A 24,747-nucleotide genomic window follows, 5' to 3' on the forward strand; every position below is an offset into this window, starting at 1 on the left:
CACTTCCCTCGCCATCGAGTACGGATACGCCTCTTGGAATCGTATCGATCAGGCGATCGGTGGGACACCGCGCACAGGCAAAGGGCGGACCGCGTTCCGGTGAAGACCGGAGCACGGCCCGCCCTGGGCCACCTCAGCAAGTGGGAGGGATCAACCCTCCGCACCCTGCTCGTCGTTCTTCTGGTCCATGACCCGTCCCTCGCCGGGAGCGAGGGTCGAGAGGATCCGGTCCAGATCGTCCATCGAGGCGAACTCGACGACGATCTTTCCCTTCTTCTGCCCCAGGTCGACCTTCACCCGGGTCTCGAAGCGGTCGGAGAGCCGGGACGCCAGATCGGTCAGCGCGGGCGAGACACGGCCCCCCGCACGCGGGCCCTTCGGCTTGACCGCGGAGGTGGGCTCCGAGGCCATCAGCGTGACGATCTCCTCGACCGCACGCACCGAGAGGCCCTCGGCCACGATCCGGTACGCCAGCTTGTCCTGCGCCTCCGGCTCCTCCACGGCCAGAAGTGCACGGGCATGGCCGGCGGAGATCACTCCGGCGGCGACCCGGCGCTGCACCGGCGGGGAGAGGCGCAGCAGACGCAGCGTGTTGGAGACCTGGGGGCGCGAGCGCCCGATCCGGTCGGCCAGCTGGTCATGGGTGCAGTGGAAGTCCTTGAGCAGCTGGTCGTAGGCGGCCGCCTCCTCCAGCGGGTTCAGCTGAGCCCGGTGGAGGTTCTCCAGGAGGGCGTCCAGGAGCAGCTTCTCGTCTTCGGTGTCCCGCACGATCGCCGGGATCCGCTCCAGGCCGGCCTCACGGCAGGCTCTCCAGCGCCGCTCGCCCATGATGAGCTCGTAGCGGTCGGCACCGGCCTTGCGCACGACGACGGGCTGCAGCAGACCGACCTCCTTGATGGAGGTGACCAGCTCGGCCAGGGCGTCCTCGTCGAAGACCTCACGCGGCTGACGCGGGTTGGGCGTGATGCTGTCCAGCGGCAGCTCGGCGAAGTGTGCCCCGGCGGGGGACTCCGGCACGGCCACCGGTTCGGCCTGGGCCCACTGCGCCGAGGAGTCCGGGGACTTCGCGCTCTGGGGGAGCGTGGCCAGCTTGGCGGCGGCCACCCCTCGGTCCGAAGGCATGGCGGGAACCGCTCCGGGGGAGGCCACACCCACGCCGCCCGTCGGCGCCTGCCGCTCCTGGGGAGCAGCCGGGATCAGCGCACCGAGCCCACGCCCCAATCCCCTACGTCGCTCACTCACTGGATCCCCTCCGACATGCTGCGCTGGTGGTTCTGGTGCCCGAGGTGGGCATGCTGCGGGTCGTAGTGCACGGCGGCCCCCCGCAGGGCGATCTCACGTGCCGCTTCGAGATACGACAGGGCGCCGCTGGAGCCCGGGTCGTAGGTGAGAACCGTCTGCCCGTAACTCGGAGCCTCCGAGATACGGACGGACCTCGGGATGCTGGTCCGCAGCACCTCCTCGGCGAAGTGGGTCCGCACCTCGTCGGCGACCTGGGAGGCGAGCCTCGTCCGGCCGTCGTACATGGTGAGCAGGATCGTCGAGACATGGAGTGCGGGGTTCAGATGTCCCCGCACCAGGTCGACGTTCCGCAGGAGCTGTCCGAGCCCCTCCAGCGCGTAGTACTCGCACTGGATGGGGATCAGCACCTCGGCTCCGGCCACCATCGCGTTGACCGTGAGGAGCCCGAGCGAGGGCGGGCAGTCGATCAGGATGTAGTCGAGCGGCTGCTCGTAGGCCTGGATCGCCCGCTGCAAGCGGCTTTCACGGGCCACCAGCGAGACCAGCTCGATCTCCGCGCCGGCGAGGTCGATGGTGGCGGGAGCGCAGAAGAGGCCCTCCACGTCCATGACCGGCTGCACCACTTCGGAGAGCGGCCGGCTGTCCACGAGGACGTCGTAGATCGAGGGGACCTCGGCGTGGTGGTCGATGCCGAGCGCCGTGGAGGCGTTGCCCTGGGGGTCGAGGTCGATGACCAGGACCCGAGCACCGTGCAGGGCGAGGGACGCGGCAAGGTTGACCGTCGTGGTCGTCTTGCCCACGCCGCCCTTCTGATTGGCGACCACCATCACGCGAGTCTGAGCCGGGCGGGGAAGTCCCTCACCGGCACGACCCAGGGCCTCTACTGCCAGCTGGGCAGCACGACCAATGGGGGTGTCGTCCATCGGGGGCGGTGTTTCACGTGAAACATCCTCCCCCACCGATTCGGTTCGGGGACCGGGGACCGGATCGGTCATCGGTCCCGCGATGTTGGCGTCGGACCGCAAGGATTCACTCTCCTCGGCTTCAGGCTCGCGATGGGGAGAGCCTGCCATGCTTTCGGGGTCGTGAACCAGCGAGGTCGGTGGTTCTGTGGGTGAATCCACCTCTGTGGACATCTCCGTAACCCTCGCGGGTGGCTTCACGCGGGGTCTACGGTCCCGGGGCGCGGCAGCCGCGCGACCACGGCTGATGATCCCCTGCAGCAGTGAGCGATGTTTCACGTGAAACACCATGCCCCTGCTGCCCGGCCGGGACCGTTCGACACTCCGAAATGGTACGAATGCGACGCTCAGCGGCGTCGGCGGGTCTTACTCGTCCGGGCCGCCTTGGCCCGCTTGGCGGCGAACCTCACACCACCCGGGCTCTCGCCGACCTCCACGCGGACGACCGTGGACAGCGGATCGACGATCCCCTCGCCCACGTGCAGCACCGAGGTCTCCACCACACCGAGCCGGGAGAGCGCGGCGCGAGCACCGACGATCTCCTCCTCTGCGGTGTCGCCCTTGAGCGCCAGCATCTCCCCGTACGGCCGCAACAGGGGAACTCCCCAGCCGGCCAGCCGGTCGAGCGGCGCCACCGCGCGAGCCGTCACCACATGCACGGGCGTGATCTTGCCGAGCATCTCCTCGGCGCGCCCCCGGGCCACGGTCACATGGTCGAGACCGAGCATCTCGACCACTTCCTGGAGGAAGTTCGTCCGGCGAAGGAGCGGCTCCAGGAGCGTGATCTTCAGATCGGGCCGGACCAGCGCCAGGGGGATGCCGGGAAGGCCGGCGCCCGAGCCCACGTCGCAGACGGTGACGCCCTCGGGGACGACCTCCGAGAGGACGGCACAGTTGAGCAGGTGGCGCTCCCACAGTCGCGGGACCTCACGCGGGCCGATCAGGCCGCGCTTCACGCCCGCGTCCGCGAGGAGCTCGGCGTACCGTACGGCCTCCGGGAAGTACTCACCGAAGACTGTCCGCGCCTGCTCCGGAGCCTCGGGGAGCTCCGCTGCCTCCGTCACGGGAACCGTCCTTCCGTACCGCACGCATCGCGTGCGAGCGCACTGTGGTGGCTGACTATCAGGCTGACAAAGATCGGCCCCGCCTGCGAACAGACGGGGCCGACACTACGTGAGGGTTCAGGCCGGGAGTACAACGACGAAGCGCTGCGGCTCCTCGCCCTCGGACTCGCTGCGCAGACCGGCGGCGGCGATCGCGTCATGCACGACCTTGCGCTCGAACGGCGTCATCGGGTCCAGCTTCACCGGCTGACCGGTGGACTTCACCTCGACCGCGGCCTTGGCGCCCAGCTCGGCGAGCTCAGCGCGCTTCTTGGCACGGAAGCCGGCGATGTCGAGCATCAGACGGCTGCGGTCACCGGTCTCCCGGTGCACGGCCAGCCGGGTCAGCTCCTGGAGGGCCTCCAGGACCTCACCGTCACGGCCGACAAGCTTCTGCAGCTCACGGGCCGAGTCGCTGATGATCGAAACCGCAGCCCGGTCCGCCTCGACGTCCATGTCGATGTCGCCGTCGAGGTCGGCGATGTCGAGCAGACCCTCGAGGTAGTCGGCAGCGATCTCACCCTCCTGCTCCAGGCGGGTCAGGGTGTCGCCACCCTCGGCGGCGGCGGAGGTGGTGCCTTCCGTCACGGATGGACTCCTTCTTGCTTCGACGAGGCTTACTTCTTGGAGGACGGGTGCTTGGGCCGCTGCTGGCCCTTGCGCTGTCCGGACTTGCCCTGCTGACGGGACCCTCCGGAATTGGCGCGGGGACGCGCGGGCTTGTCGCCCTGAGCCTCGTCCTTCGCTTCTTCCTTGGCCGGACCCTGGGGCTTCTTCTCGAGCGAGGTGGTCGGCGCCTCTTCGGCGGCCGGCTCGGAGTCGTCCTCGGTGTCCTTCACCACGCCGTGCTGAGCGGCGGCGGCCTGGCGCTGGGACTTGGTCTGACGCTTGGGCTGCTGGCGCCTGGCGGTGGCACCGCCCTCGGCCTCGGCCTCGATGGTGTCGCTCTTGATCACGGTGCCGTCGGGCTGGGCGGCGAAGCCGGCCTTGGTCAGGCCCGAGAAGAAGCGGCGCTCGTTCTCGTTGCGGTCGCTGGTGCTCTTGGCGACGATCACCTTGACGATGGTCTTGCGCCGGCGTCCGCGGACCTCACCGTGCTGCGTGATGCTCTTCAGCAGGCGCTGGAGGTAGGAGTCCTGCGCCTTGCTGCCCGGGGTCGGGTTCTGGTTGATCACGTACATCTGCTGGCCCATGGTCCACACGTTGGTGGTCAGCCAGTAGACGAGGACACCGACGGGGAAGTTGATGCCCATGACGGCGAAGATCACCGGGAAGATGTACATGAGCATCTTCTGCTGCTGCATGTACGGCGTCTTCACGGAGAGGTCGACGTTCTTCATCATCAGCTGGCGCTGGGTGAAGAACTGCGAGGCCGACATCATGACGATCATGACCGCGGTGACGATGCGGACCGAGGTCAGCGAGGCGTCGAGAGCGGCGACCTCAGCGGCGCTGTCCGTGAACTTCGAGGCCAGCGGGGCACCGAAGATGTGGGCCTGACGGGCGCTGGCGAGCAGCGGGCCGTCGATGACGCCGATCTCCTTGCCCGAGGCGATCGAGGACAGCACGTGGTACAGGGCGAAGAAGAACGGCGACTGCGCCAGGATGGGAAGGCACGAGGAGAGCGGGTTGGTACCCGTCTCCTTGTACAGCTTCATCATCTCTTCGGACTGACGCTGCTTGTCGCTCTTGTAGCGCTCCTGGATCGCCTTCATCTTCGGCTGGAGCGCCTGCATGTTCCGGGTCGACTTGATCTGCTTGACGAACAGCGGGATCAGACAGATCCGGATCAGCACCACAAGGGACACGATCGACAGGCCCCAGGCCCAGCCTGTGTCCGGGCCGAAGATCGCCCCGTACACCTTGTGGAACTGGACGATGACCCAGGAAACGGGCCAGGTGATGAAGCTGAACAGACTGGCAATCGTGTCCACTAATCAGGCTCCTTGAGCATTGGGCGAAGTCTCTGCGGCCGGGCTCGTCTCGGCGGTGGAACCGCCCTTGTCGCCACGCAGCGCGTTCCTCAGCATTTCGTGCCAGCGGGGGCGCTTACGCGGGGGGACATGGTCCACACCGCCGGGCGACCACGGGTTGCACCGCAGGATGCGCCAAGCGGTCAGGGCTGTGCCCTTGATCGCGCCATGCCGGTCGATGGCCGTGAATCCGTAGTGGGAACACGACGGGTAGTACCGGCAGACGGGTCCCAGAAGAGGGCTGATCGTCCACTGGTACAGCTTGATGAGAGCCAGCAGCGGGTACTTCATCGCGTGCCACCTCCCAGAAGCCGCTGGAGAGCGGCGTCCAGGTCTCGGGCCAGCTGTGCGTGGTCGGCGTCGCCGGCTCCGGGCAACGCCCGTACGACCACCAGGCTACCGGGGGGCAGCTCGGTGAGTCGGTCGCGGACGAGGTGGCGCAGACGACGCTTCACTTGGTTGCGCACGACCGCAACGCCCACGGCCTTGCTCACGACGAAACCCGCACGTGCCGGGGAAGCGCTCTCCCCAGGCGCGTGCGGGCTCGTTGCACCGCTGCGTAGGTGGACGACGAGGAGCGGGCGACCGGCCCGGCGACCTCGGCGTACCGCGGTTGCGAAGTCCTCGCGCCGCCTCAGCCGATTCTCGGTAGGCAGCACGTCATGACCTGTTAAGCAGATCAGGCGGACAGCTCAGAGCGACCCTTGGAACGGCGGTTCGCAAGGATGGCTCGGCCGGCACGCGTACGCATCCGCAGGCGGAAGCCGTGGGTCTTGGCGCGACGACGGTTGTTCGGCTGGAAGGTGCGCTTGCTCACTCGGGGGCTCCAGAAATGATTCGTAGATGGCGGGACATCGCCTGGCTGTCACCGTGCGCCCACGAGTAGCTCGCAATACGCCCGAGTGCACCGCTACACGATCACAGACCGTGATCTTTGCCCATCGGAGGCAGGCGGCAGCAGCCATCGACAACTCGACCTGGTTACGGTACGCGCGGCTACGCCATCCGGTCAAACCGACCTGTCGCCACCTCCCATTGTGCACAGGCTGTGGACAACAACTTGAACCACGTCATCCGCCACGACTACCGTGGATGGACTCCACAATCTTTTCCGTTCTGTCCTTACCTGTCCTCACGGACCTGTCCTCACGGACATCGACCCACTGTCCCCCGAAAACCACACCATCGTGGGACCTGCGAGAAAGCGTGCCCTGTGGCTGACGTACCTGCCGATCTTGCCGCAGTGTGGCCACGCGTCCTCGAGCACCTTCTCGCCGAGGGCCAGCAGGGGATCGAGCCCAAGGACAAGCAGTGGATCGAGCGCTGCCAGCCTCTCGCCCTGGTCGCCGACACCGCGCTCCTCGCGGTGCCCAACGAGTGGGGCAAGCGCGTCCTCGAGGGCCGGCTCGCCCCGCTGATCAGCGAGACCCTCAGCCGTGAGTGCGGCCGCCCGATCCGGATCGCGATCACCGTGGACGACTCCGTCGGCGAGCCCACGCCCCCCGCGCCCCCGACGCAGCAGCTGCAGCAGGGCCGCTACGACGAGCGCCCGCAGCCCGAGCCGTACGAGAAGTACGACGGCTACGGCCACCGGCCCCTGCCCGACGACGGACTGCCCACCGCTCGCCCGGCCTACCCGGACTACCCGCAGCAGCGGCCCGACCCCGGCGCCTGGCCGCGCACCCAGGAGGACCTGTCCTGGCAGCAGCCCCGGCTGGGCGGCTACCAGGAGCGGGCTCCGTACACCGGCCCCGAGCAGCCCCGCCAGTCGCGCTACGACGAGCCGTCCCGCGGCTACGAGCAGCAGCGGCCGGAGCGTGCCGAGCTCCCCGACCCGCAGAACCTCGGCGCCCGCCCCGGTCCCCGGCCGGGCGGCCCGATGGGTGTCCCGGGCGGCGGTCAGGGCTCCTCCACCTCCGGGCAGGGCGCCGGCGCCCCCGGCGAGCAGCACGCGCGCCTCAACCCCAAGTACCTCTTCGACACCTTCGTCATCGGTTCCTCGAACCGCTTCGCGCACGCGGCCGCCGTGGCGGTGGCCGAGGCGCCGGCGAAGGCGTACAACCCGCTGTTCATCTACGGGGAGTCGGGCCTCGGCAAGACCCATCTGCTGCACGCGATCGGGCACTACGCGCGGAGCCTCTACCCGGGTACCCGCGTGCGGTACGTGAGCTCCGAGGAGTTCACCAACGAGTTCATCAACTCGATCCGCGACGGCAAGGGCGACGCCTTCCGCAAGCGCTACCGCGATGTGGACATCCTGCTCGTCGACGACATCCAGTTCCTCGCGAGCAAGGAGTCGACGCAGGAGGAGTTCTTCCACACCTTCAACACCCTGCACAACGCGAACAAGCAGATCGTGCTCTCCTCGGACCGGCCGCCCCGGCAGCTGGTGACCCTGGAGGACCGGCTCCGCAACCGCTTCGAGTGGGGCCTCACCACCGACGTGCAGCCGCCGGAGCTGGAGACGCGTATCGCGATCCTCCGCAAGAAGGCGGTGCAGGACCAGCTCAACGCTCCGCCGGAGGTGCTGGAGTTCATCGCGTCCCGGATCTCGCGGAACATCCGTGAGCTGGAGGGCGCGCTGATCCGGGTGACGGCCTTCGCGAGCCTCAACCGGCAGCCGGTGGACCTCGGGCTCACCGAGATCGTCCTCAAGGACCTGATCCCGGGCGGCGAGGACTCGTCGCCGGAGATCACGGCACCGGCCATCATGGCGGCCACCGCCGACTACTTCGGTCTGACGGTGGAGGACCTCTGCGGATCCTCGCGCAGCCGCGTCCTGGTGACGGCCCGGCAGATCGCCATGTATCTGTGCCGTGAGCTCACGGACCTGTCGCTGCCCAAGATCGGCGCGCAGTTCGGCGGCCGCGACCACACGACGGTGATGCACGCGGACCGGAAGATCCGTGCCCTGATGGCGGAGCGGCGCTCCATCTACAACCAGGTCACCGAGCTCACCAACCGCATCAAGAACGGCTGACGGCCGACTGACCGACTGACCGACGGGCCGCAGCCGGCCTCCGACAGGGCGTTCCGGGACACCTCCCGGGGCGCCCTTCGGCGTTCCCGGAGTTCTCCGGAGCCCCGAGGAACCTCTCGGGCACCTCTCGGGAACCTCTGTGGATGTTCTCCAGAAACGCTTCAGAGGCCCGCCGGAGTCCATCCGGAGCCCTCGGGAGGCGGTCCCGAAGCCCTCGTCGAGCGCTCGTGGAGCCCTGTCCGAGCCCTGCCGGACCCCGCTCGGGGCCCTACGGCAACCTCGTCCGGGGGACGGGCTGTTCGATTACTCCGTTCCGGTGGCGGGTTCTCCACAGATTGGGGGATGATCTCCCGTCCACAGGGTGGGGACTGTCGAGTTATCCGGATCGTGTCCACAGGCTGGACTGTTGACAGATCATCACCCCAGGTCAGGCCCTTGTGGAATTGTTGGTAAAAGATCTCCACAGGCTGTGGACAAGACTTTCGTCCACAGGGGGTCCGGAGGGTTGTCCACCGGCTGCCCACAGGGCCGGGTCCGTTGCCCACAGCTTCTCCACACCCCTGTCCACTGTTCGGCAACGAATCACCCCCTCTCACCGCGTCGAGTGAAAGCCGTCACACCAAGGAGGACGGTTGGGCTGTGGGGAACGTGGGTAAAGCTGGGGACAGCGCTGGGGAGAACTCCCCGTGGCCTGTGTACCGGGTGTGCAGAACTTTCGGGTGTCCACAGAGAACCCCAGTTGTCCACCGGCTCCACCCACAGGCGCAGTGGACAAAAAACCGGGCCTGACCTGCGAAAACGACGTTATCCACCGTTTCCACAGGCCCTACTACTACTCCCACATAGAGTTAGCCCGGAATCCGCTTCGAAGTGGGGCCTGTGCACAACTCGGCGCCGGAGCTCCGACCCGCTCTCGTCTCGACTTGACCCCGAGCAGCACCGAGTGTCGGCGGCGTACGTCAGACTGGTTCCCGCAGTCGACGAAGAGCCAGCAACAAGCAGGAGGCGGTTCCGGTGAAGATCCGGGTGGAGCGCGACGTACTTGCCGAGGCGGTGGCCTGGGTGGCCCGCAGCCTCCCGGCCCGTCCGCCGGCTCCCGTACTCGCGGGCCTTCTGCTGAAGGCCGAGGACGGCGCGCTGAGCTTCTCGAGCTTCGACTACGAGGTCTCGGCCCGCGTCTCCGTCGAGGCGGAGGTCGAGGAGGACGGCACCGTCCTGGTCTCCGGCCGACTGCTCGCCGACATCTGCCGCGCCCTCCCCAACCGTCCGGTGGAGATTTCCACAGACGGTGTACGGGCGACCGTGGTCTGCGGCTCCTCCCGCTTCACCCTCCACACCCTGCCCGTGGAGGAGTACCCGGCGCTGCCGGAGATGCCCACCGCGACCGGCACCGTCCCCGGTGAGGTCTTCGCCTCCGCCGCCGCCCAGGTGGCGATCGCCGCGGGCCGTGACGACACGCTGCCCGTCCTCACCGGTGTGCGCATCGAGATCGAGGGCGACACGGTCACCCTGGCCTCCACCGACCGCTACCGCTTCGCGGTCCGCGAGTTCCTGTGGAAGCCGGAGTCCCCGGACGCCTCCGCGGTCGCCCTGGTGCCCGCGAAGACCCTCCTGGACACCGCCAAGGCACTCACCAGCGGCGACACGGTCACCCTGGCGCTCTCGGGCTCCGGCAAGGGCGAGGGCCTCATCGGCTTCGAGGGCGCGGGCCGCCGCACCACCACCCGTCTCCTCGAGGGCGATCTGCCGAAGTACCGGACGCTCTTCCCCACCGAGTTCAACTCGGTCGCGGTGATCGAGACCGCGCCGTTCGTCGAGGCCGTCAAGCGTGTGGCCCTGGTGGCCGAGCGCAACACCCCGGTCCGGCTGAGCTTCGAGCAGGGCGTGCTGATCCTGGAGGCCGGCTCCAGCGACGACGCACAGGCTGTGGAGCGGGTGGACGCGCAGCTGGAGGGCGACGACATCTCGATCGCCTTCAACCCGACCTTCCTGCTGGACGGTCTGAGCGCGATCGACTCCCCGGTCGCCCAGCTCTCCTTCACGACCTCCACCAAGCCCGCGCTGCTGAGCGGCAAGCCGGCCGTGGACGCCGAGGCGGACGAGGCGTACAAGTACCTGATCATGCCGGTGCGACTGTCCGGTTGATGCCGTCCGGGTCCCCGGGGGAAGCACCCCCGGGGAGACCGCGGCCGGGGCATCGCCTGAGCGGCTGACCCCACAGGTGTGCATGCGGGTCCGGGCGTAGGCTCGGACCCGGGTAAACCGCACACGACGCTTAAGGAATCTCTGATGGAGCTCGGTCTCGTCGGTCTCGGCAAGATGGGCGGCAACATGCGCGAGCGCATCCGCCGCGCAGGCCACACCGTCATCGGATACGACCGCAACCCGGACCTCGCCGATGTCCACAGCCTCGAAGAGCTTGTGGGCAAGCTCAAGGGTCCGCGCGTCGTGTGGGTCATGGTTCCGGCCGGTGCCGCGACCCAGTCCACCATCGACGAGCTGGCCGACCTGCTCTCCCCCGGCGACATCGTCGTGGACGGCGGGAACTCCCGCTGGACCGACGACGAGAAGCACGCCGAGGAGCTGGCGGCCAAGGGCATCGGCTTCGTCGACTGCGGCGTCTCCGGCGGTGTCTGGGGCCTGGAGAACGGCTACGCGCTGATGTACGGCGGTTCCGCCGAGGACGTCGCGAAGGTCCAGCCGATCTTCGACGCCCTCAAGCCCGAGGGCGAGTTCGGCTCGGTCCACGCGGGCAAGGTCGGCGCCGGCCACTTCGCGAAGATGGTCCACAACGGCATCGAGTACGCGATGATGCAGGCCTACGCCGAGGGCTGGGAGCTCCTGGAGAAGGTCGACTCCGTCACCGACGTGCGCGAGGTCTTCCGCTCCTGGCAGGAGGGCACGGTCATCCGTTCCTGGCTGCTCGACCTCGCGGTCAACGCGCTGGACGAGGACGAGCACCTGGACCAGCTGCGCGGCTACGCCTCGGACTCCGGCGAGGGCCGGTGGACGGTCGAGGCCGCCATCGACAACGCCGTACCGCTGCCGGCGATCACCGCCTCGCTGTTCGCGCGGTTCGCCTCCCGTCAGGACGACTCCCCGCAGATGAAGATGATCGCCGCGCTGCGCAACCAGTTCGGTGGCCACGCGGTCGAGACGAAGAAGTAATCCACAGGCTGTGCACCCCGCGGTGCACAGCCGCCGGGGGAAGAAGGTCGGCGCCCAACCATGCACGTCACGCATCTGTCGCTGGCCGACTTCCGCTCCTACGCCCGGGTCGAGGTCCCGCTCGACCCGGGCGTCACCGCTTTCGTGGGCGCCAACGGCCAGGGCAAGACCAATCTGGTCGAGGCCGTCGGCTATCTGGCGACCCTCTCCAGCCACCGCGTCGCCTCCGACGCCCCGCTCGTCCGGATGGGGGCGGAACGCGCGGTGATCCGTGCCGCCGTCACCCAGGGCGAGCGTTCCCAGCTGATCGAGCTCGAACTCAACCCGGGCCGGGCCAATCGTGCCCGTATCAACAGGTCCTCGCAGGTCAGACCCCGTGATGTGCTCGGCATCGTACGGACGGTGCTGTTCGCGCCCGAGGACCTCGCCCTGGTGAAGGGCGACCCCGGCGAGCGCCGGCGCTTCCTCGACGAGCTGATCACGGCGCGCACGCCGCGCATGGCGGGAGTGCGGTCCGACTACGAGCGCGTGCTCAAGCAGCGCAACACGCTCCTGAAGTCCGCCGCGATGGCCAGGCGCCACGGCGGCCGCGGCATGGACCTCTCCACCCTCGACGTCTGGGACCAGCATCTGGCACGGGCCGGGGCCGAACTGCTCGCCCAGCGGCTCGACCTGATCTCCGTACTGCAGCCGCTGGCCGACAAGGCGTACGAGCAGCTCGCGCCCGGCGGCGGACCGATCCTGCTGGAGTACCGGCCCTCCGCGCCGGGCACCGGACACACCCGCGAGGAGCTGTACGCGCAGCTGATCGCCGCTCTCGCCGAGGTGCGCAAGCAGGAGATCGAGCGGGGCGTCACGCTGGTCGGCCCCCACCGCGACGAACTGCTCCTGAAGCTCGGCGACCTCCCGGCCAAGGGGTACGCCAGCCACGGCGAGTCCTGGTCGTACGCGCTCGCGCTGCGTCTCGCCTCCTACGACCTGCTGCGGTCCGAGGGCAACGAGCCCGTCCTCGTCCTCGACGACGTCTTCGCCGAGCTGGACGCCCGGCGGCGCGAGCGGCTGGCGGAGCTGGTGGCCGGCGGCGAGCAGGTCCTGGTGACGGCCGCGGTGGACGACGACGTACCGGGGGTGCTCGCGGGGACCCGGTACGAGGTGGCCGGCGGGACGGTGGAGCGCGTATGAGCGAGGAAAACCTTCCCCAGGCTGTGGACAAGCCGTCGGTTCCCGAACCCTCGGGCGTGGATCTCGCACGGGTCGCGCTGCGCGCCGCCAAGGAACAGGCGAAGGCCAAGGGCGCGGCCGCCCAGCAGAAGAAGCAGGCCCGGCGCGGGGGCGGCCTGCGCTCCGGCGCGGGCGCGGACGGGCGCGACCCGATGGCGCTCGGCGCGGCGATCAACCGGCTGATCACCGAGCGGGGCTGGGAGACACCGGCCGCCGTCGGCGGGGTCATGGGCCGTTGGCCGCAGATCGTCGGCGAGGACCTCGCCAAGCACTGCGTACCGCTGAAGTTCGACGACGAACCGGACGCGCGGGTGCTGACGGTGCAGTGCGACTCGACGGCGTGGGCCACGCAGCTGCGGCTGCTCGCGCCGCGGCTCGTCGCGCGGCTGAACGAGGATCTGGGGCACGGGACGGTGCGAGTGATCAAGGTGCTCGGGCCGGGGGCGCCGCGGCGGGGGTACGGGCCGCTGCGGGCGCCGGGGTCCGTGGGCCCGGGAGACACGTACGGCTAGGCCGTCTCTTCCGGACCCGTCCCTTCGAACCGGAGCGGGTTCCGGGTCGCGCGGCAGCCCTGGTGAGCGGGTCCCGGTGGTGCGGGTGCCGTGCCGTGGGGGCGGTCTGCCCGCGCGTTCCGCCCTCGCGGAACCCATGCCCACGACGCTGCGGCGAGGGTGTCCACGACCTGGCTCCGCCTCCGCCCACAGCGCGCTACGGCCCGAAGCGCTGGGTGGCCGTCAGGGGGCTCTGAAGCCCCTGTCCGGATATGGGGAGTCGTTTGGCTCCCGCTCAGGGCGGCACATGCGGACTCAGGCACCGGCAAACCCCCATGACTGTCGGCGCTACCGGTAGACTGGGAGACAATCCCGCCACCCTGCGGAACAAGTCGAACGACGCAGCCGCTCCCGTATGCCCGGAGAACGGCCTGTGCTGTGCCAGAAAGGGCGCTTCGTGGCCGATTCCGGCGACCCCAACGAGAACAACCAGTACACCGCCAGCAACATCCAGGTCCTCGAAGGCCTGGATGCCGTGCGCAAGCGCCCTGGTATGTACATCGGCTCGACCGGCGAGCGCGGTCTGCACCACATGGTGCAGGAGGTCGTCGACAACTCGGTCGACGAAGCCCTGGCCGGCCACGCCGACACCATCGACGTGACGATCCTGGCCGACGGCGCCGTGCGCGTCGTCGACAACGGCCGCGGCATCCCGGTGGGCATCGTCGCCTCCGAGGGCAAGCCGGCCGTCGAGGTCGTGCTGACCGTGCTCCACGCGGGCGGAAAGTTCGGCGGTGGCGGCTACGCCGTCTCCGGCGGTCTGCACGGTGTCGGTGTGTCGGTGGTGAACGCCCTGTCCACCAAGGTCTCCGTCGAGATCAAGACGGACGGCCACCGCTGGACCCAGGACTACAAGATGGGCGCCCCGACCGCGCCCCTCGCGCAGCACGAGGAGACCGACGAGACCGGCACCTCGGTCACGTTCTGGGCCGACCCGGACATCTTCGAGACGACCGAGTACTCCTTCGAGACGCTCTCGCGCCGCTTCCAGGAGATGGCCTTCCTCAACAAGGGCCTGACGATCACGCTCGCCGACGAGCGCGAGTCCGCCAAGGCCACGGTCGGCGCCGACGACCCGGACGCCGAGGCGGCCGCCGAGCCGGCCGCGCGCACGGTGAAGTACCACTACGAGGGCGGCATCGTCGACTTCGTGAAGTACCTCAACTCGCGCAAGGGCGAGCTGGTCCACCCCACCGTCATCGACCTCGAGGCGGAGGACAAGGACAAGGCCCTGTCCCTCGAGGTCGCGATGCAGTGGAACAGCGGCTACAGCGAGGGCGTCTACTCCTTCGCCAACATCATCCACACCCACGAGGGCGGCACGCACGAGGAGGGCTTCCGCGCAGCGCTGACCTCGCTGATCAACAAGTACGCGCGCGACAAGAAGCTGCTCCGCGAGAAGGACGACAACCTCACGGGCGACGACATCCGCGAGGGTCTGACCGCGATCATCTCGGTCAAGCTGAGCGAGCCGCAGTTCGAGGGCCAGACCAAGACCAAGCTGGGCAACACGGAGGTCAAGACCTTCGTCCAGCGGGCGGTCTACGAGCACCTCAACGACTGGCTCGACCGCAACCCGATCGAGGCCGCGGACATCATCCGCAAGTCGATCCAGGCCGCCACCGCGCGCGTGGCCGCGCGCAAGGCGCGCGACCTGACCCGTCGCAAGGGCCTCCTGGAGTCGGCGTCGCTGCCGGGCAAGCTGTCCGACTGCCAGTCGAACGACCCGGCCAAGTGCGAGATCTTCATCGTCGAGGGTGACTCCGCCGGCGGCTCGGCCAAGTCCGGCCGCAACCCGATGTACCAGGCCATCCTGCCCATCCGCGGCAAGATCCTGAACGTCGAGAAGGCCCGGATCGACAAGATCCTGCAGAACACCGAGGTCCAGGCGCTCATCTCGGCCTTCGGCACCGGTGTGCACGAGGACTTCGACATCGAGAAGCTCCGCTATCACAAGATCATCCTGATGGCGGACGCCGACGTCGACGGTCAGCACATCAACACCCTGCTGCTGACCTTCCTCTTCCGCTTCATGCGGCCGCTGGTCGAGGCCGGTCACGTCTACCTCTCCCGCCCGCCGCTCTACAAGATCAAGTGGGGCCGGGACGACTTCGAGTACGCGTACTCGGACCGGGAGCGGGACGCGCTCGTCGAGCTGGGCAAGCAGAGCGGCAAGCGGATCAGGGAAGACTCGATCCAGCGCTTCAAGGGTCTCGGCGAGATGAACGCCGAGGAGCTGCGCGTCACCACCATGGACGTCGAGCACCGCGTACTCGGCCAGGTCACCCTGGACGACGCCGCGCAGGCCGACGACCTGTTCTCGGTGCTGATGGGCGAGGACGTCGAGGCACGGCGCTCGTTCATCCAGCGCAACGCCAAGGACGTTCGCTTCCTCGACATCTGAGTCGGTCTCAGCTGACCGTACGAAAGGACTGACGACCAGCAATGGCCGACGAAAACACCCCGACCGGGACCACCGAAGAAGAAGAGCCCGTCCTGCGCATCGAGCCCGTCGGGCTCGAGACCGAGATGCAGCGCTCGTACCTCGACTACGCGATGTCCGTCATCGTGTCCCGAGCTCTGCCCGACGTCCGGGACGGCCTCAAGCCCGTCCACCGTCGCGTGCTGTACGCGATGTACGACGGCGGCTACCGGCCCGAGAAGGGCTTCTACAAGTGCGCCCGCGTCGTCGGTGACGTCATGGGTACGTACCACCCGCACGGCGACTCCTCGATCTACGACGCGCTCGTCCGCCTGGCCCAGCCCTGGTCGATGCGCATGCCGCTCGTCGACTCCAACGGCAACTTCGGCTCCCCGGGCAACGACCCGGCCGCCGCCATGCGTTACACCGAGTGCAAGCTCATGACGCTGTCGATGGAGATGCTCCGGGACATCGACGAGGAGACCGTCGACTTCCAGGACAACTACGACGGCCGCAACCAGGAGCCGACGGTTCTGCCGTCCCGCTTCCCGAACCTGCTGATCAACGGCAGCGCCGGCATCGCCGTCGGTATGGCCACCAACATCCCGCCGCACAACCTCCGCGAGGTCGCGGCCGGTGCGCAGTGGGCGCTCGAGCACCCCGACGCCAGCCACGAGGAGCTCCTCGACGCCCTGATCGAGCGGATCAAGGGCCCGGACTTCCCCACCGGCGCGCTCGTCGTCGGCCGCAAGGGCATCGAGGAGGCGTACCGCACCGGCCGTGGCTCGATCACGATGCGCGCGGTCGTCGAGGTCGAGGAGATCCACAACCGCCAGTGCCTGGTGGTCACGGAGCTTCCGTACCAGACCAACCCGGACAACCTCGCGCAGAAGATCGCCGACCTGGTCAAGGACGGCAAGATCGGCGGCATCGCCGACGTCCGCGACGAGACCTCGTCCCGGACCGGTCAGCGCCTCGTCATCGTGCTCAAGCGCGACGCCGTCGCCAAGGTCGTCCTCAACAACCTGTACAAGCACACCGATCTGCAGACGAACTTCGGCGCGAACATGCTGGCGCTCGTCGACGGCGTGCCGCGCACCCTCTCGCTGGACGCGTTCATCCGCCACTGGGTGACGCACCAGATCGAGGTCATCGTCCGCCGGACGAAGTTCCGGCTGCGCAAGGCCGAGGAGCGCGCCCACATCCTGCGCGGTCTGCTCAAGGCGCTCGACGCGATCGACGAGGTCATCGCGCTCATCCGGCGCAGCGACACCGTCGAGGTCGCCCGCGGCGGCCTGATGGACCTGCTCCAGATCGACGAGATCCAGGCCAACGCGATCCTGGAGATGCAGCTCCGCCGGCTCGCCGCCCTGGAGCGCCAGAAGATCGTCGCCGAGCACGACGAACTCCAGGCCAAGATCAACGAGTACAACGCGATCCTGGCCTCGCCCGAGCGCCAGCGTGCGATCGTCAGCGAGGAACTGGCCGCGCTCGTCGACAAGTTCGGCGACGACCGCCGGTCCAAGCTCGTGCCCTTCGACGGCGACATGTCCATCGAGGACCTGATCGCCGAGGAGGACATCGTCGTCACGATCTCCCGCGGCGGCTATGTGAAGCGGACGAAGACCGAGGACTACCGCTCGCAGAAGCGCGGCGGCAAGGGCGTGCGGGGCACGAAGCTGAAGCAGGACGACATCGTCGACCACTTCTTCGTCTCCACCACCCACCACTGGCTGCTCTTCTTCACCAACAAGGGCCGGGTCTACCGGGTCAAGGCGTACGAGCTGCCCGACGCCGGGCGGGACGCGCGCGGTCAGCACGTGGCCAACCTGCTGGCCTTCCAGCCGGACGAGCAGATCGCCCAGATCCTGGCGATCCGCGACTACGAGGCCGCGCCGTACCTGGTGCTCGCCACCAAGGCCGGTCTGGTCAAGAAGACCGCGCTGAAGGACTACGACTCGCCGCGTTCCGGTGGTGTCATCGCGATCAACCTCCGGGAGACCGACAACGGCGCCGAGGGCGTCGCTGACGAGCTGATCGGCGCCGAGCTGGTCTCGGCCGAGGACGATCTGCTGCTCATCAGCAAGAAGGCGCAGTCGATCCGCTTCACCGCGACCGACGACGCGCTGCGCCCGATGGGACGTGCCACCTCGGGCGTCAAGGGGATGAGTTTCCGAGCCGACGACGAACTGCTCTCGATGAATGTCGTCCGGCCCGGTACGTTCGTCTTCACCGCGACCGACGGCGGGTACGCGAAGCGCACCCCCGTCGACGAGTACCGCGTCCAGGGCCGTGGCGGCCTCGGTATCAAGGCCGCCAAGATCGTGGAGGACCGCGGCTCGCTCGTGGGCGCGCTGGTGGTCGAGGAGACGGACGAGATCCTCGCCATCACGCTGTCCGGCGGTGTGATTCGTACGCGAGTCAACGAAGTCAGGGAGACCGGCCGTGACACCATGGGCGTCCAGCTGATCAACCTGGGCAAGCGCGATGCCGTCGTCGGCATCGCACGGAACGCCGAGGCCGGCGGCGACGACGACGTCGACGACGCCGAGGACGTGGAAGGCGCCGTGGAGGCGTCCGAGAGCGCGGTGGCCGAGACCGTGGTGGTCGAGGCCGAGGCAGTCGAGGGCACGGAGCCCTCGGCCGGGGAGCACGAGGAGTAAGAGCGTGAGTGGAGCCACGGGCGCCGGATCGGCGGCCGCCGGAGCTTCTGCTGGTGCTGGAGCGAACGGCGCCCGTGGCTCCGCCACGGACTCCCAGGGGGTTGCGGTGACGGACACTCGGGGGCAGCAGCCCTCGTACGAGACCTACAACGGGCCGCTGCCCGGCGAGCGCGCGGGTGCGCAGCAGCCGGGCGGGGCCTACCACCCTCCGCAGGCGTACGGCGCTCCGGCGTCGGGCGGCACGGCGGGCGGTCAGACCGGTGCCGTGCGCCGACCGCGTACGGGGGCACGCACGACGCCCCGTACGCGCAAGGCGCGCCTGCGGGTGGCCAAGGCCGACCCGTGGTCGGTGATGAAGGTGAGCTTCCTGCTCTCCATCGCGCTGGGCATCTGCACGATCGTCGCCGCGGCGGTGCTCTGGATGGTCATGGACGCCATGGGCGTCTTCTCGACGGTCGGCGGGACGATCAGCGAGGCCACGGGCTCGAACGAGTCCAACGGCTTCGATCTGCAGTCGTTCCTGTCGCTGCCGCGGGTGCTGATGTTCACCTCGGTGATCGCCGTGATCGACGTGGTCCTGATGACCGCGCTGGCGACTCTGGGCGCGTTCATCTACAACCTGTCGGCCGGCTTCGTGGGTGGCGTGGAGCTCACGCTCGCCGAGGACGAGTGACGGCCGGATGACGTGCGCGGGGGCCGGGTGGTTACCGATTTTGGGACTGGCCCCCAGGTGCGCTAATGTTCAGGAGTCAGCGCGCGGGACACACACCGCAAAGCGCGGCGGGGCTATAGCTCAGTTGGTTAGAGCGCATCCCTGATAAGGATGAGGCCACAGGTTCAAATCCTGTTAGCCCCACAGTATCGATCGACCCGGACGGTTCCTCCGTCCGGGTCGATCTGCTTTTCCGGGGCCTCTCCAGGTTTGAACCGGTTTCGAAGCTCGCACAGGTCACCGATCGGTATCGGTCGATGTGTAGAGTGGGCGTCAGAAGTCTCCTACGTCAACGAAAGACGAGGTCGCGCGGTGAAGAAGCTTCTCCTGGTCGCACTGGCCGCCATCGGCGGGCTCCTCGTGTACCGCCAGATTCAGGCGGATCGCGCCGAGCAGGACCTGTGGACGGAGGCGACCGACTCCGTGCCCGCAGGTTCCGGTGTCTGAGACACACACATTCTGTGGGTGAAACCCCGGCCGCGCGTGAGCGCCGCCGGGGTTTCGCTGTTCGGGGGCTTCGACGCGGGGACCCTTGAGTTCGCCTGAGCAAATCATTTGCTTGCTCAGGCAAATTCGAATGATCGCGAACAGGCGTGAGCCGGCGCGAACAACGCGGACGCTCATGGGAGTTCGACGAACGGGCCCTCGCCGCGGAAGGCCCCCGAGGCCTGCCCGAGCCGGCCCCGGAACCATCGAACCCGCACCGTCCTGTCCGGGGATCGGGCGGTGCGACGGCACCCGAGCGCCACGCGCGCGCGTGGCGGACCCGCGAAGCAGGACGAATCCACTCCGCGGGCGGACACCGGAGGTACGGGCGGGGCAGGATGGACCGGCACCACGGCCGTCGCGGTCGGCGGCGGGGCTCCGGTGCCGCTCCCCGGGGTGCTGATCGCCCTCGGGCGGGCGCGGCGCAGGGCAGGAACGGACGGGAGAAACGCGTGAGCACGCAGGCCGGGAGGCGGACCGGGATCGGCCGGACGGCGGGAGCCCTGATCGCCGCGGTCGCGGCGGTGGGCGCGGTGACGGCGCTGCCCGTGCAGGCCCGCGCGGCCGAAGGGGCCGAGGGCACCGCGGTACCGCCGTACGCCTTCGACGGGTCCGCCCAGCGGGTGCGGGGCGCCGCCTCCAGCCTGGACGCCAAGGCCCTCAAGACCGGGCAGACGTACCGGGACACCCTCAAGAAGGACGGCAAGGTCTACTACCGGATCGACCTCGACACGAAGCGGAACACCTACGTGTCCGTCGTCGCCGTCCCCAAGCCCGGTGGCAAGGTCGAGTACGGCGACGGCTTCAAGGTCAGCATCCAGGACACCACCGGAGCCGAGTGCGGCTACCAGGAGGTCAACTTCGGCTCGGGGGAGTACGCCCGGCCGCTCGCCGCCTACGCCCGCCGGATCATCGACCCGGAATCCTCCAGCTGCCAGAAGGAGGGTGCCCACTACGTGCTCGTCGAACGCGAGTCGGCGGCGGTCTCCACCCCGGACGACTGGGAACTGGAACTCCGGCACGTGTCCGAGCCGCTCCTCAAGAAGGCGGGCCCCACCGAGCTCCCCGAGACCTGGGCATCGGCCACACCCGCCCCGCCGGCCGGAGGCCAGCAGAACAGGCAGGGCGGCGCCGGATTCCACGAGGCCGTCTCGCTCCGGGAGGGCGAGTGGCGGGCCGACATCCGGCCCGGTCAGACGCTCTTCTACCGCGTGCCCGTCGACTGGGGGCAGCAGCTCTTCGCCAGCGCCGAACTGGGCAGCGGCGCCGAGGGCGACTCCGTCAGCAACGCGCTCACCCTCTCGCTCGACAACCCGGCTCTCGGCTTCGTCGACATGAACACGGTCAGCTACGGCGGGGAGCCCACGACGCTGGCGCTCGACCCGCTGCGGCCGGTGGCCCACGAGAACCGCCACACCTACGACAACGCCACCAGCGGCATGCGCTTCGCCGGCTGGTACTACCTGTCGGCCACGCTCAGCCCGGCGGTGGCCGAGGAGTTCGGCGACAAGGCGGTCCCGCTGACCCTGCGGGTCTCCGTGAAGAACGACGCCGAGCCCGGCCCCGGGTACGACGGCGACCCCGGGCCGTTCACCGTGACCGCCGACGACAAGGAAGCGGCGGCGAACGGCGCCACCGGCGCCCGGGCGACGGAGACGAACAGCGCCATGCGGGTCGTCGCGGCGGCCGGAATCGGCAGCGGCACGGTGCTGCTCCTCGGGCTCGGCGCCTGGACGCTGATCGCGCGGCGGCGGGCGGCGTAGGACGCCCGCGGGCGAGGGGTCAGATCTGGGCGAGGGCCCAGAATCCGACCGCGAAGCAGACCAGCGCCAGCAGCAGGACCGGGATCGCCACCTTCGGGGGCGGTCCCGGTCGGCGTACGGGGGCGGGGCCGGCCGCCGGGGCGGCGAAGGGCGCCCCGTACTGCCCGGGAACCTGATGCGGGTGAGCGGTGTATGGATGAGTAGGGGCTTGTCCGTACGGCGCGCCCGCGGTGGGGGTCTGCTCGAAGGAGGGGGTCGGATGCGTGGCCGGCGGAGGCAGGTGGAAGCTGCCCGTCTCGGAGGGAACGGGCACCGGCACGTGAGCCGGCACTCCGGCGGCGAGCGGGGCCGTACTCGGAGTGCCCGGGTGCGGTGGCTGGTACTGCGGCTGTGGTGGCTGCTGCGGGGGTGCTACGGGCAGCGGGCCGGGCGACGGCGCGGAACCGGGCGCGGCGCCCGTGGAGGCGCCCTGGACGGCCGCGGCGGGGTCGCCGGCGGGACCGGAGGGAGCGGAGGCGTCGGCGGGCCCCAGAGGGCCCTGGGGGCCGAAGCCGGACGGCAGGGGACCGAGTTGGTCGAAGATCTCGACCCGGTCCTCGTCGGCGCTCGGCTCGGGAAGCATCTCGACGGCGGCGCTCAGCGCCTTCCGCGCGCCCGTCGCGGTCCGGAAGCGGGCCTGCGGATCGGGCTGGAGCAACCCGGCGAGCACCTGCCACAGAGGCTCTGGAACGCCCTGGGGCGCGCCGGGAGTGCCGTGGGCGACGAAGTGCTCGACCAGGGCCTGGGAGTCCGGCTTGCGGCCCTGGAGCAGATAGAGCGCGACCAGGCCCACGGCGAAGAGGTCCGCGGTGAAGTCCGGCTCGGCGCCGAGGAGCTGCTCGGGCGCGAAATAGCCGGGCGTGCCCACGACGTAGTTGGTCTCGGTGAGGCGCGGTTCGCCCTTACGCATGGAGATGCCGAAGTCGGAGAGCCGCAGATGCGGCCGGCCGGTGCCGGTCACGTCCAGCAGGATGTTCGCGGGCTTGATGTCCCGGTGCACGACCCCCTCGGCGTGCACCGTGGCCAGGCCCGAGAGCAGCTGGTCGAGCAGGACGCAGACGAACCGGGGCGGCAGCGGCCCGTAGTCGCCGATGACATGGGCCAGCGAGCCGCCGGCGACGAGGTCCATGGTGAACAGGACCTTGTCGTCGTCCGCGGCCCAGCTGGCCGGCGCGAGGACATGCGGATGGTCGATCCGCATGGCCTGCTCGCGGACGAAACGGAGCAGCGTATGAGCGTCGCTCTGCAGGAGTACCTTGGCCGCCACATAACGCCGGCGACGGTGGTCCCAGGCGCGCCACACGGCGCCCGCCCCGCCCCGTCCGATCGGGTCGACCAACTCGTAACGCCCGGCGAAGACCTCACCCATCGTGCTGCGCCCGCTCCCCGTTGCTTCGTCTTTCAGCGATGCCGGCCGGCTGCCGGCGGCGTCAGTTCTGGTGCGACTCGTAGTGGGCGACCGCGTCCGCGGTGCGCCCGGCGCCGTACACCCGGAGGAACTCTGCCAGTTCCGGGTGGGCAGGGGCGAGGGAGTCGGCGGCATCGATGATGTCGCCCGCCGCGGCTACGGAGCGCAGCAGCGACTGGATCTCGCGGACCACCCGGCGGACGGTCGGAGCACCGGAACCGGTGGTGGTCTGACCCGTGCTGGTCAGGACCGAGCCGCCCTGCGACTTCTTGACCTCGTCCATCCGGTCGGTGGCCTCGGCGGCGCTGACACTGCCGTCGGCGACCTGCACCGCGAGCTCCTGGAGCGCCTGGACACGCTGGACCACGGCCGGGTTTCCGATCTTGGCCCGCTGGCCGCTCATCAGCTGGGACAGCATGGGCGCGGACAGTCCGAGCACGGCCGCGAGCCTGGCCTGATTGAGCCCGAGATCGTCGATCAGCCTACGGAAGAGCGCCCCCAGCGGCTCTCCGTACCAACTGCGCTGAAGCTCTCTGGCTCTCGCCGTGGCTTCCTGCTGCGCTGCGTCCATGTCTTCTCCCCATCCCTCGGTTCGCCACTGCGAACCTCGACGAGCATCTTACGGAGAGTGGTCGCCGACCGGGAGTCCCAATCCTTTTGCCGGACATGGGGGGTGACCCGGTACGCTGTCCTCGTTCCGGGGCCTTAGCTCAGTTGGTAGAGCGCTGTCTTTGCATGGCAGATGTCAGGGGTTCGACTCCCCTAGGCTCCACGTGAATGCACCCCTCTGACCTGCGAAAACGCAGTCAGGGGGGTGTTTTTGTGCCACGGAAGGCCGATTTCTCCCGATTTAGCGGGCGGGTTTCCCGGCTCCGGGGCGGCGGGCGGGGAGACCTCCACGGGCGGCTCCGCGACGACTCCGCGTCGACTCCGCGTCGACTCCACGTCGACTCCACGAGTGGCTCCACGAGACCTTTCGGGCCGCTCCCCCGCGGGCCCGGAGCTCTCCGCATGAGGGGGCACTGGTCCGGACGGGTGGTGTTCATCGGAAGAACTGCGCGGCAGCGGCGGTGTTCCGTGGAAATCGGGAGCGCATCCACATCATGAGGAAAGTACGTAAAGCGCGCAAACCGAAATGAACCATTCGGGAACGTCACGAAAGTGAGGGGCCATGGCCACCGCCAAGGTCAAGCAGTTCTGGACCGCCTTCATCTCCGTCCTCTTCGCCCTGCTCGCCTCCGTCGGCCTGGCGGGCACCGCCGCCGCGACCCAGCAGCCGGCCGTGCAGCAGCCCGAGGAGCCGGCCGGCACGGCCGCCGGTACCGCCCCCGTCGTCGGGGAGCGCGCCGCTCTCGCCTCCGTACCGGCACAGCGGGCGCATCAGTGGCCGGTCGCCGGTGACCGTTCCCTGCCGCCCACCATCAAGCAGCGCATCGCCGCCGAGGCGCACGGTTCCTCCCCCGCCGCCCGGCACCGTTCCGCGGCCGGCGCGAGCGCCGTGGCCGAGAACGACGAGCCGGCCGCGCTGACGGAGTCGGCGCTCGCCGCTGCCGCGTAGGGCGCGGGGAGACGATCATGCGCACTCCCCACACCTCACGACCGGCACGTCACGCGCCTCGGGCCTCACACCGTCACCGCGGAGGAACCCGGCTCGCGGGGCTTCATCAGGACCCGCAGGACCCCGGTAGCACCGCGGCAGGAGCACAGAGGATCCCGGCGCCACCGCAGCAGGCACGGCGAGACTCCTGGCGCCACCGCAGCAGGAACCGCAGGACCGCAGGAGCGCCACGGCAGGATCCGGCCAGATCCCTCAGGACCCGGCTGGACCGCGTAAAGGCGAGCTGGACCCCAGCGGGACCCCGCAGAAGTCGGCAGGAACCCGTGGAGCCCAGCAACACCCGTCAGTACCGCGGCACCCGTGCAGCACCCAGCAGCACCCGGCAAGGCCTCGCCGGAACCCGGCAGCACGGAGCAGGCCTCGCCCGCCAGAACCCAGCAGAGCAAAGCCCAGCAGCTCAGCAGTGCCGGCAGCGCCAGTGGTGCCCAGCACCTCA

The 24,747-nt window shown here is 69.3% G+C and carries 21 protein-coding genes and 2 tRNA genes; 13 read left to right on the top strand and 10 right to left on the bottom strand.

Translation table 11 applies throughout. From position 1 onward, the window contains the following. Positions 1 to 150: 150 nt before the first annotated feature. The 8 genes from IE311_RS23125 to rpmH all read right to left on the bottom strand — a co-directional run bounded on the left by IE311_RS23125 (position 151) and on the right by rpmH (position 6,097). Positions 151 to 1,242, bottom strand: coding sequence for a ParB/RepB/Spo0J family partition protein (locus IE311_RS23125; protein WP_189833696.1), 1,092 nt, complete (start codon positions 1,240 to 1,242; stop codon positions 151 to 153). After that, positions 1,239 to 2,315, bottom strand: a complete 1,077-nt coding sequence (locus IE311_RS23130) for a ParA family protein (RefSeq protein ID WP_073908721.1) — start codon at positions 2,313 to 2,315, stop codon at positions 1,239 to 1,241. The genes IE311_RS23125 and IE311_RS23130 overlap by 4 nt, the downstream gene beginning before the upstream one ends. Positions 2,316 to 2,551: 236 nt before the next feature. Then, positions 2,552 to 3,268, bottom strand: coding sequence for a 16S rRNA (guanine(527)-N(7))-methyltransferase RsmG (gene rsmG, locus IE311_RS23135; RefSeq protein ID WP_189833697.1), 717 nt, complete (start codon positions 3,266 to 3,268; stop codon positions 2,552 to 2,554). 117 nt (positions 3,269 to 3,385) lie between these two features. Next, positions 3,386 to 3,895: a Jag family protein gene (locus tag IE311_RS23140; protein ID WP_189833698.1), complete on the bottom strand. Its 510-nt coding sequence runs from the start codon at positions 3,893 to 3,895 to the stop codon at positions 3,386 to 3,388. Between the two features lie 29 nt (positions 3,896 to 3,924). Beyond that, positions 3,925 to 5,241 carry a membrane protein insertase YidC gene (gene yidC / locus IE311_RS23145; RefSeq protein WP_189833699.1) on the bottom strand — a complete coding sequence of 439 codons (1,317 nt, stop codon included), beginning with the start codon at positions 5,239 to 5,241 and terminating at the stop codon, positions 3,925 to 3,927. Between the two features lie 3 nt (positions 5,242 to 5,244). Further along, positions 5,245 to 5,571, bottom strand: coding sequence for a membrane protein insertion efficiency factor YidD (gene yidD / locus IE311_RS23150; RefSeq protein ID WP_015034858.1), 327 nt, complete (start codon positions 5,569 to 5,571; stop codon positions 5,245 to 5,247). Next, positions 5,568 to 5,939, bottom strand: coding sequence for a ribonuclease P protein component (gene rnpA / locus IE311_RS23155; RefSeq protein WP_189833700.1), 372 nt, complete (start codon positions 5,937 to 5,939; stop codon positions 5,568 to 5,570). Before rnpA ends, yidD begins: the two co-directional genes overlap by 4 nt. Before the next feature lie 20 nt (positions 5,940 to 5,959). Next, entirely contained in the window at positions 5,960 to 6,097 is a 138-nt protein-coding gene (rpmH, locus tag IE311_RS23160; protein WP_030205020.1) for a 50S ribosomal protein L34, read from the bottom strand. A 396-nt stretch (positions 6,098 to 6,493) separates the two neighbouring features. Between rpmH and dnaA the strand changes: the two genes are divergently transcribed. From dnaA to IE311_RS23215, 11 genes are all read left to right on the top strand, one after another. After that, on the top strand, positions 6,494 to 8,260 hold the full coding sequence (dnaA, locus tag IE311_RS23165) for a chromosomal replication initiator protein DnaA (protein WP_189833701.1): 1,767 nt from the start codon (positions 6,494 to 6,496) through the stop codon (positions 8,258 to 8,260). Positions 8,261 to 9,274: 1,014 nt separating this feature from the next. Further along, positions 9,275 to 10,405 (top strand): DNA polymerase III subunit beta, encoded by a 1,131-nt coding sequence (gene dnaN, locus IE311_RS23170; protein ID WP_030205035.1) that lies wholly within the window; start codon positions 9,275 to 9,277, stop codon positions 10,403 to 10,405. A gap of 144 nt (positions 10,406 to 10,549) precedes the next feature. Further along, a complete protein-coding gene (gene gnd / locus IE311_RS23175; RefSeq protein ID WP_141298773.1) occupies positions 10,550 to 11,428 on the top strand; it encodes a phosphogluconate dehydrogenase (NAD(+)-dependent, decarboxylating) in 879 nt (292 codons plus the stop codon). A 60-nt stretch (positions 11,429 to 11,488) separates the two neighbouring features. Beyond that, entirely contained in the window at positions 11,489 to 12,610 is a 1,122-nt protein-coding gene (gene recF / locus IE311_RS23180) for a DNA replication/repair protein RecF (RefSeq protein ID WP_189833702.1), read from the top strand. Further along, positions 12,607 to 13,161 carry a DUF721 domain-containing protein gene (locus IE311_RS23185; RefSeq protein WP_189833703.1) on the top strand — a complete coding sequence of 185 codons (555 nt, stop codon included), beginning with the start codon at positions 12,607 to 12,609 and terminating at the stop codon, positions 13,159 to 13,161. The genes recF and IE311_RS23185 overlap by 4 nt, the downstream gene beginning before the upstream one ends. Positions 13,162 to 13,573: 412 nt before the next feature. After that, on the top strand, positions 13,574 to 15,604 hold the full coding sequence (gene gyrB, locus IE311_RS23190; protein WP_189833704.1) for a DNA topoisomerase (ATP-hydrolyzing) subunit B: 2,031 nt from the start codon (positions 13,574 to 13,576) through the stop codon (positions 15,602 to 15,604). Between the two features lie 41 nt (positions 15,605 to 15,645). After that, complete coding sequence (gene gyrA / locus IE311_RS23195) at positions 15,646 to 18,285, top strand: DNA gyrase subunit A (protein ID WP_189833705.1); 2,640 nt, start codon at positions 15,646 to 15,648, stop codon at positions 18,283 to 18,285. Positions 18,286 to 18,289: 4 nt separating this feature from the next. Continuing rightward, the gene (locus IE311_RS23200; RefSeq protein WP_229902094.1) at positions 18,290 to 18,958 is read left to right on the top strand and encodes a DUF3566 domain-containing protein; all 669 of its coding nucleotides are present in this window, start codon (positions 18,290 to 18,292) and stop codon (positions 18,956 to 18,958) included. A gap of 109 nt (positions 18,959 to 19,067) precedes the next feature. Next, positions 19,068 to 19,141 (top strand) — tRNA-Ile (locus IE311_RS23205). Between the two features lie 168 nt (positions 19,142 to 19,309). Next, the gene (locus IE311_RS23210) at positions 19,310 to 19,444 is read left to right on the top strand and encodes a DLW-39 family protein (RefSeq protein WP_003958712.1); all 135 of its coding nucleotides are present in this window, start codon (positions 19,310 to 19,312) and stop codon (positions 19,442 to 19,444) included. A 491-nt stretch (positions 19,445 to 19,935) separates the two neighbouring features. After that, positions 19,936 to 21,246, top strand: a complete 1,311-nt coding sequence (locus tag IE311_RS23215) for a hypothetical protein (protein WP_189833707.1) — start codon at positions 19,936 to 19,938, stop codon at positions 21,244 to 21,246. A 19-nt stretch (positions 21,247 to 21,265) separates the two neighbouring features. Here the strand turns inward: IE311_RS23215 and IE311_RS23220 are convergent, their stop codons facing one another. Both IE311_RS23220 and IE311_RS23225 read right to left on the bottom strand, forming a co-directional pair. Further along, entirely contained in the window at positions 21,266 to 22,654 is a 1,389-nt protein-coding gene (locus IE311_RS23220; protein WP_189833708.1) for a serine/threonine-protein kinase, read from the bottom strand. A gap of 61 nt (positions 22,655 to 22,715) precedes the next feature. Continuing rightward, on the bottom strand, positions 22,716 to 23,264 hold the full coding sequence (locus IE311_RS23225; RefSeq protein WP_189833709.1) for a helix-turn-helix domain-containing protein: 549 nt from the start codon (positions 23,262 to 23,264) through the stop codon (positions 22,716 to 22,718). A gap of 128 nt (positions 23,265 to 23,392) precedes the next feature. On the opposite strand from IE311_RS23225, the gene IE311_RS23230 reads away from it, so the two are divergent. Further along, positions 23,393 to 23,465: transfer RNA gene (locus IE311_RS23230), tRNA-Ala, on the top strand. A 399-nt stretch (positions 23,466 to 23,864) separates the two neighbouring features. After that, positions 23,865 to 24,251 carry a DUF6344 domain-containing protein gene (locus IE311_RS23235; RefSeq protein ID WP_189833710.1) on the top strand — a complete coding sequence of 129 codons (387 nt, stop codon included), beginning with the start codon at positions 23,865 to 23,867 and terminating at the stop codon, positions 24,249 to 24,251. The last annotated feature ends 496 nt before the right edge of the window (positions 24,252 to 24,747 follow it).

The organism is Streptomyces zaomyceticus, from assembly GCF_014656215.1.
Lineage (GTDB): Bacteria > Actinomycetota > Actinomycetes > Streptomycetales > Streptomycetaceae > Streptomyces > Streptomyces zaomyceticus.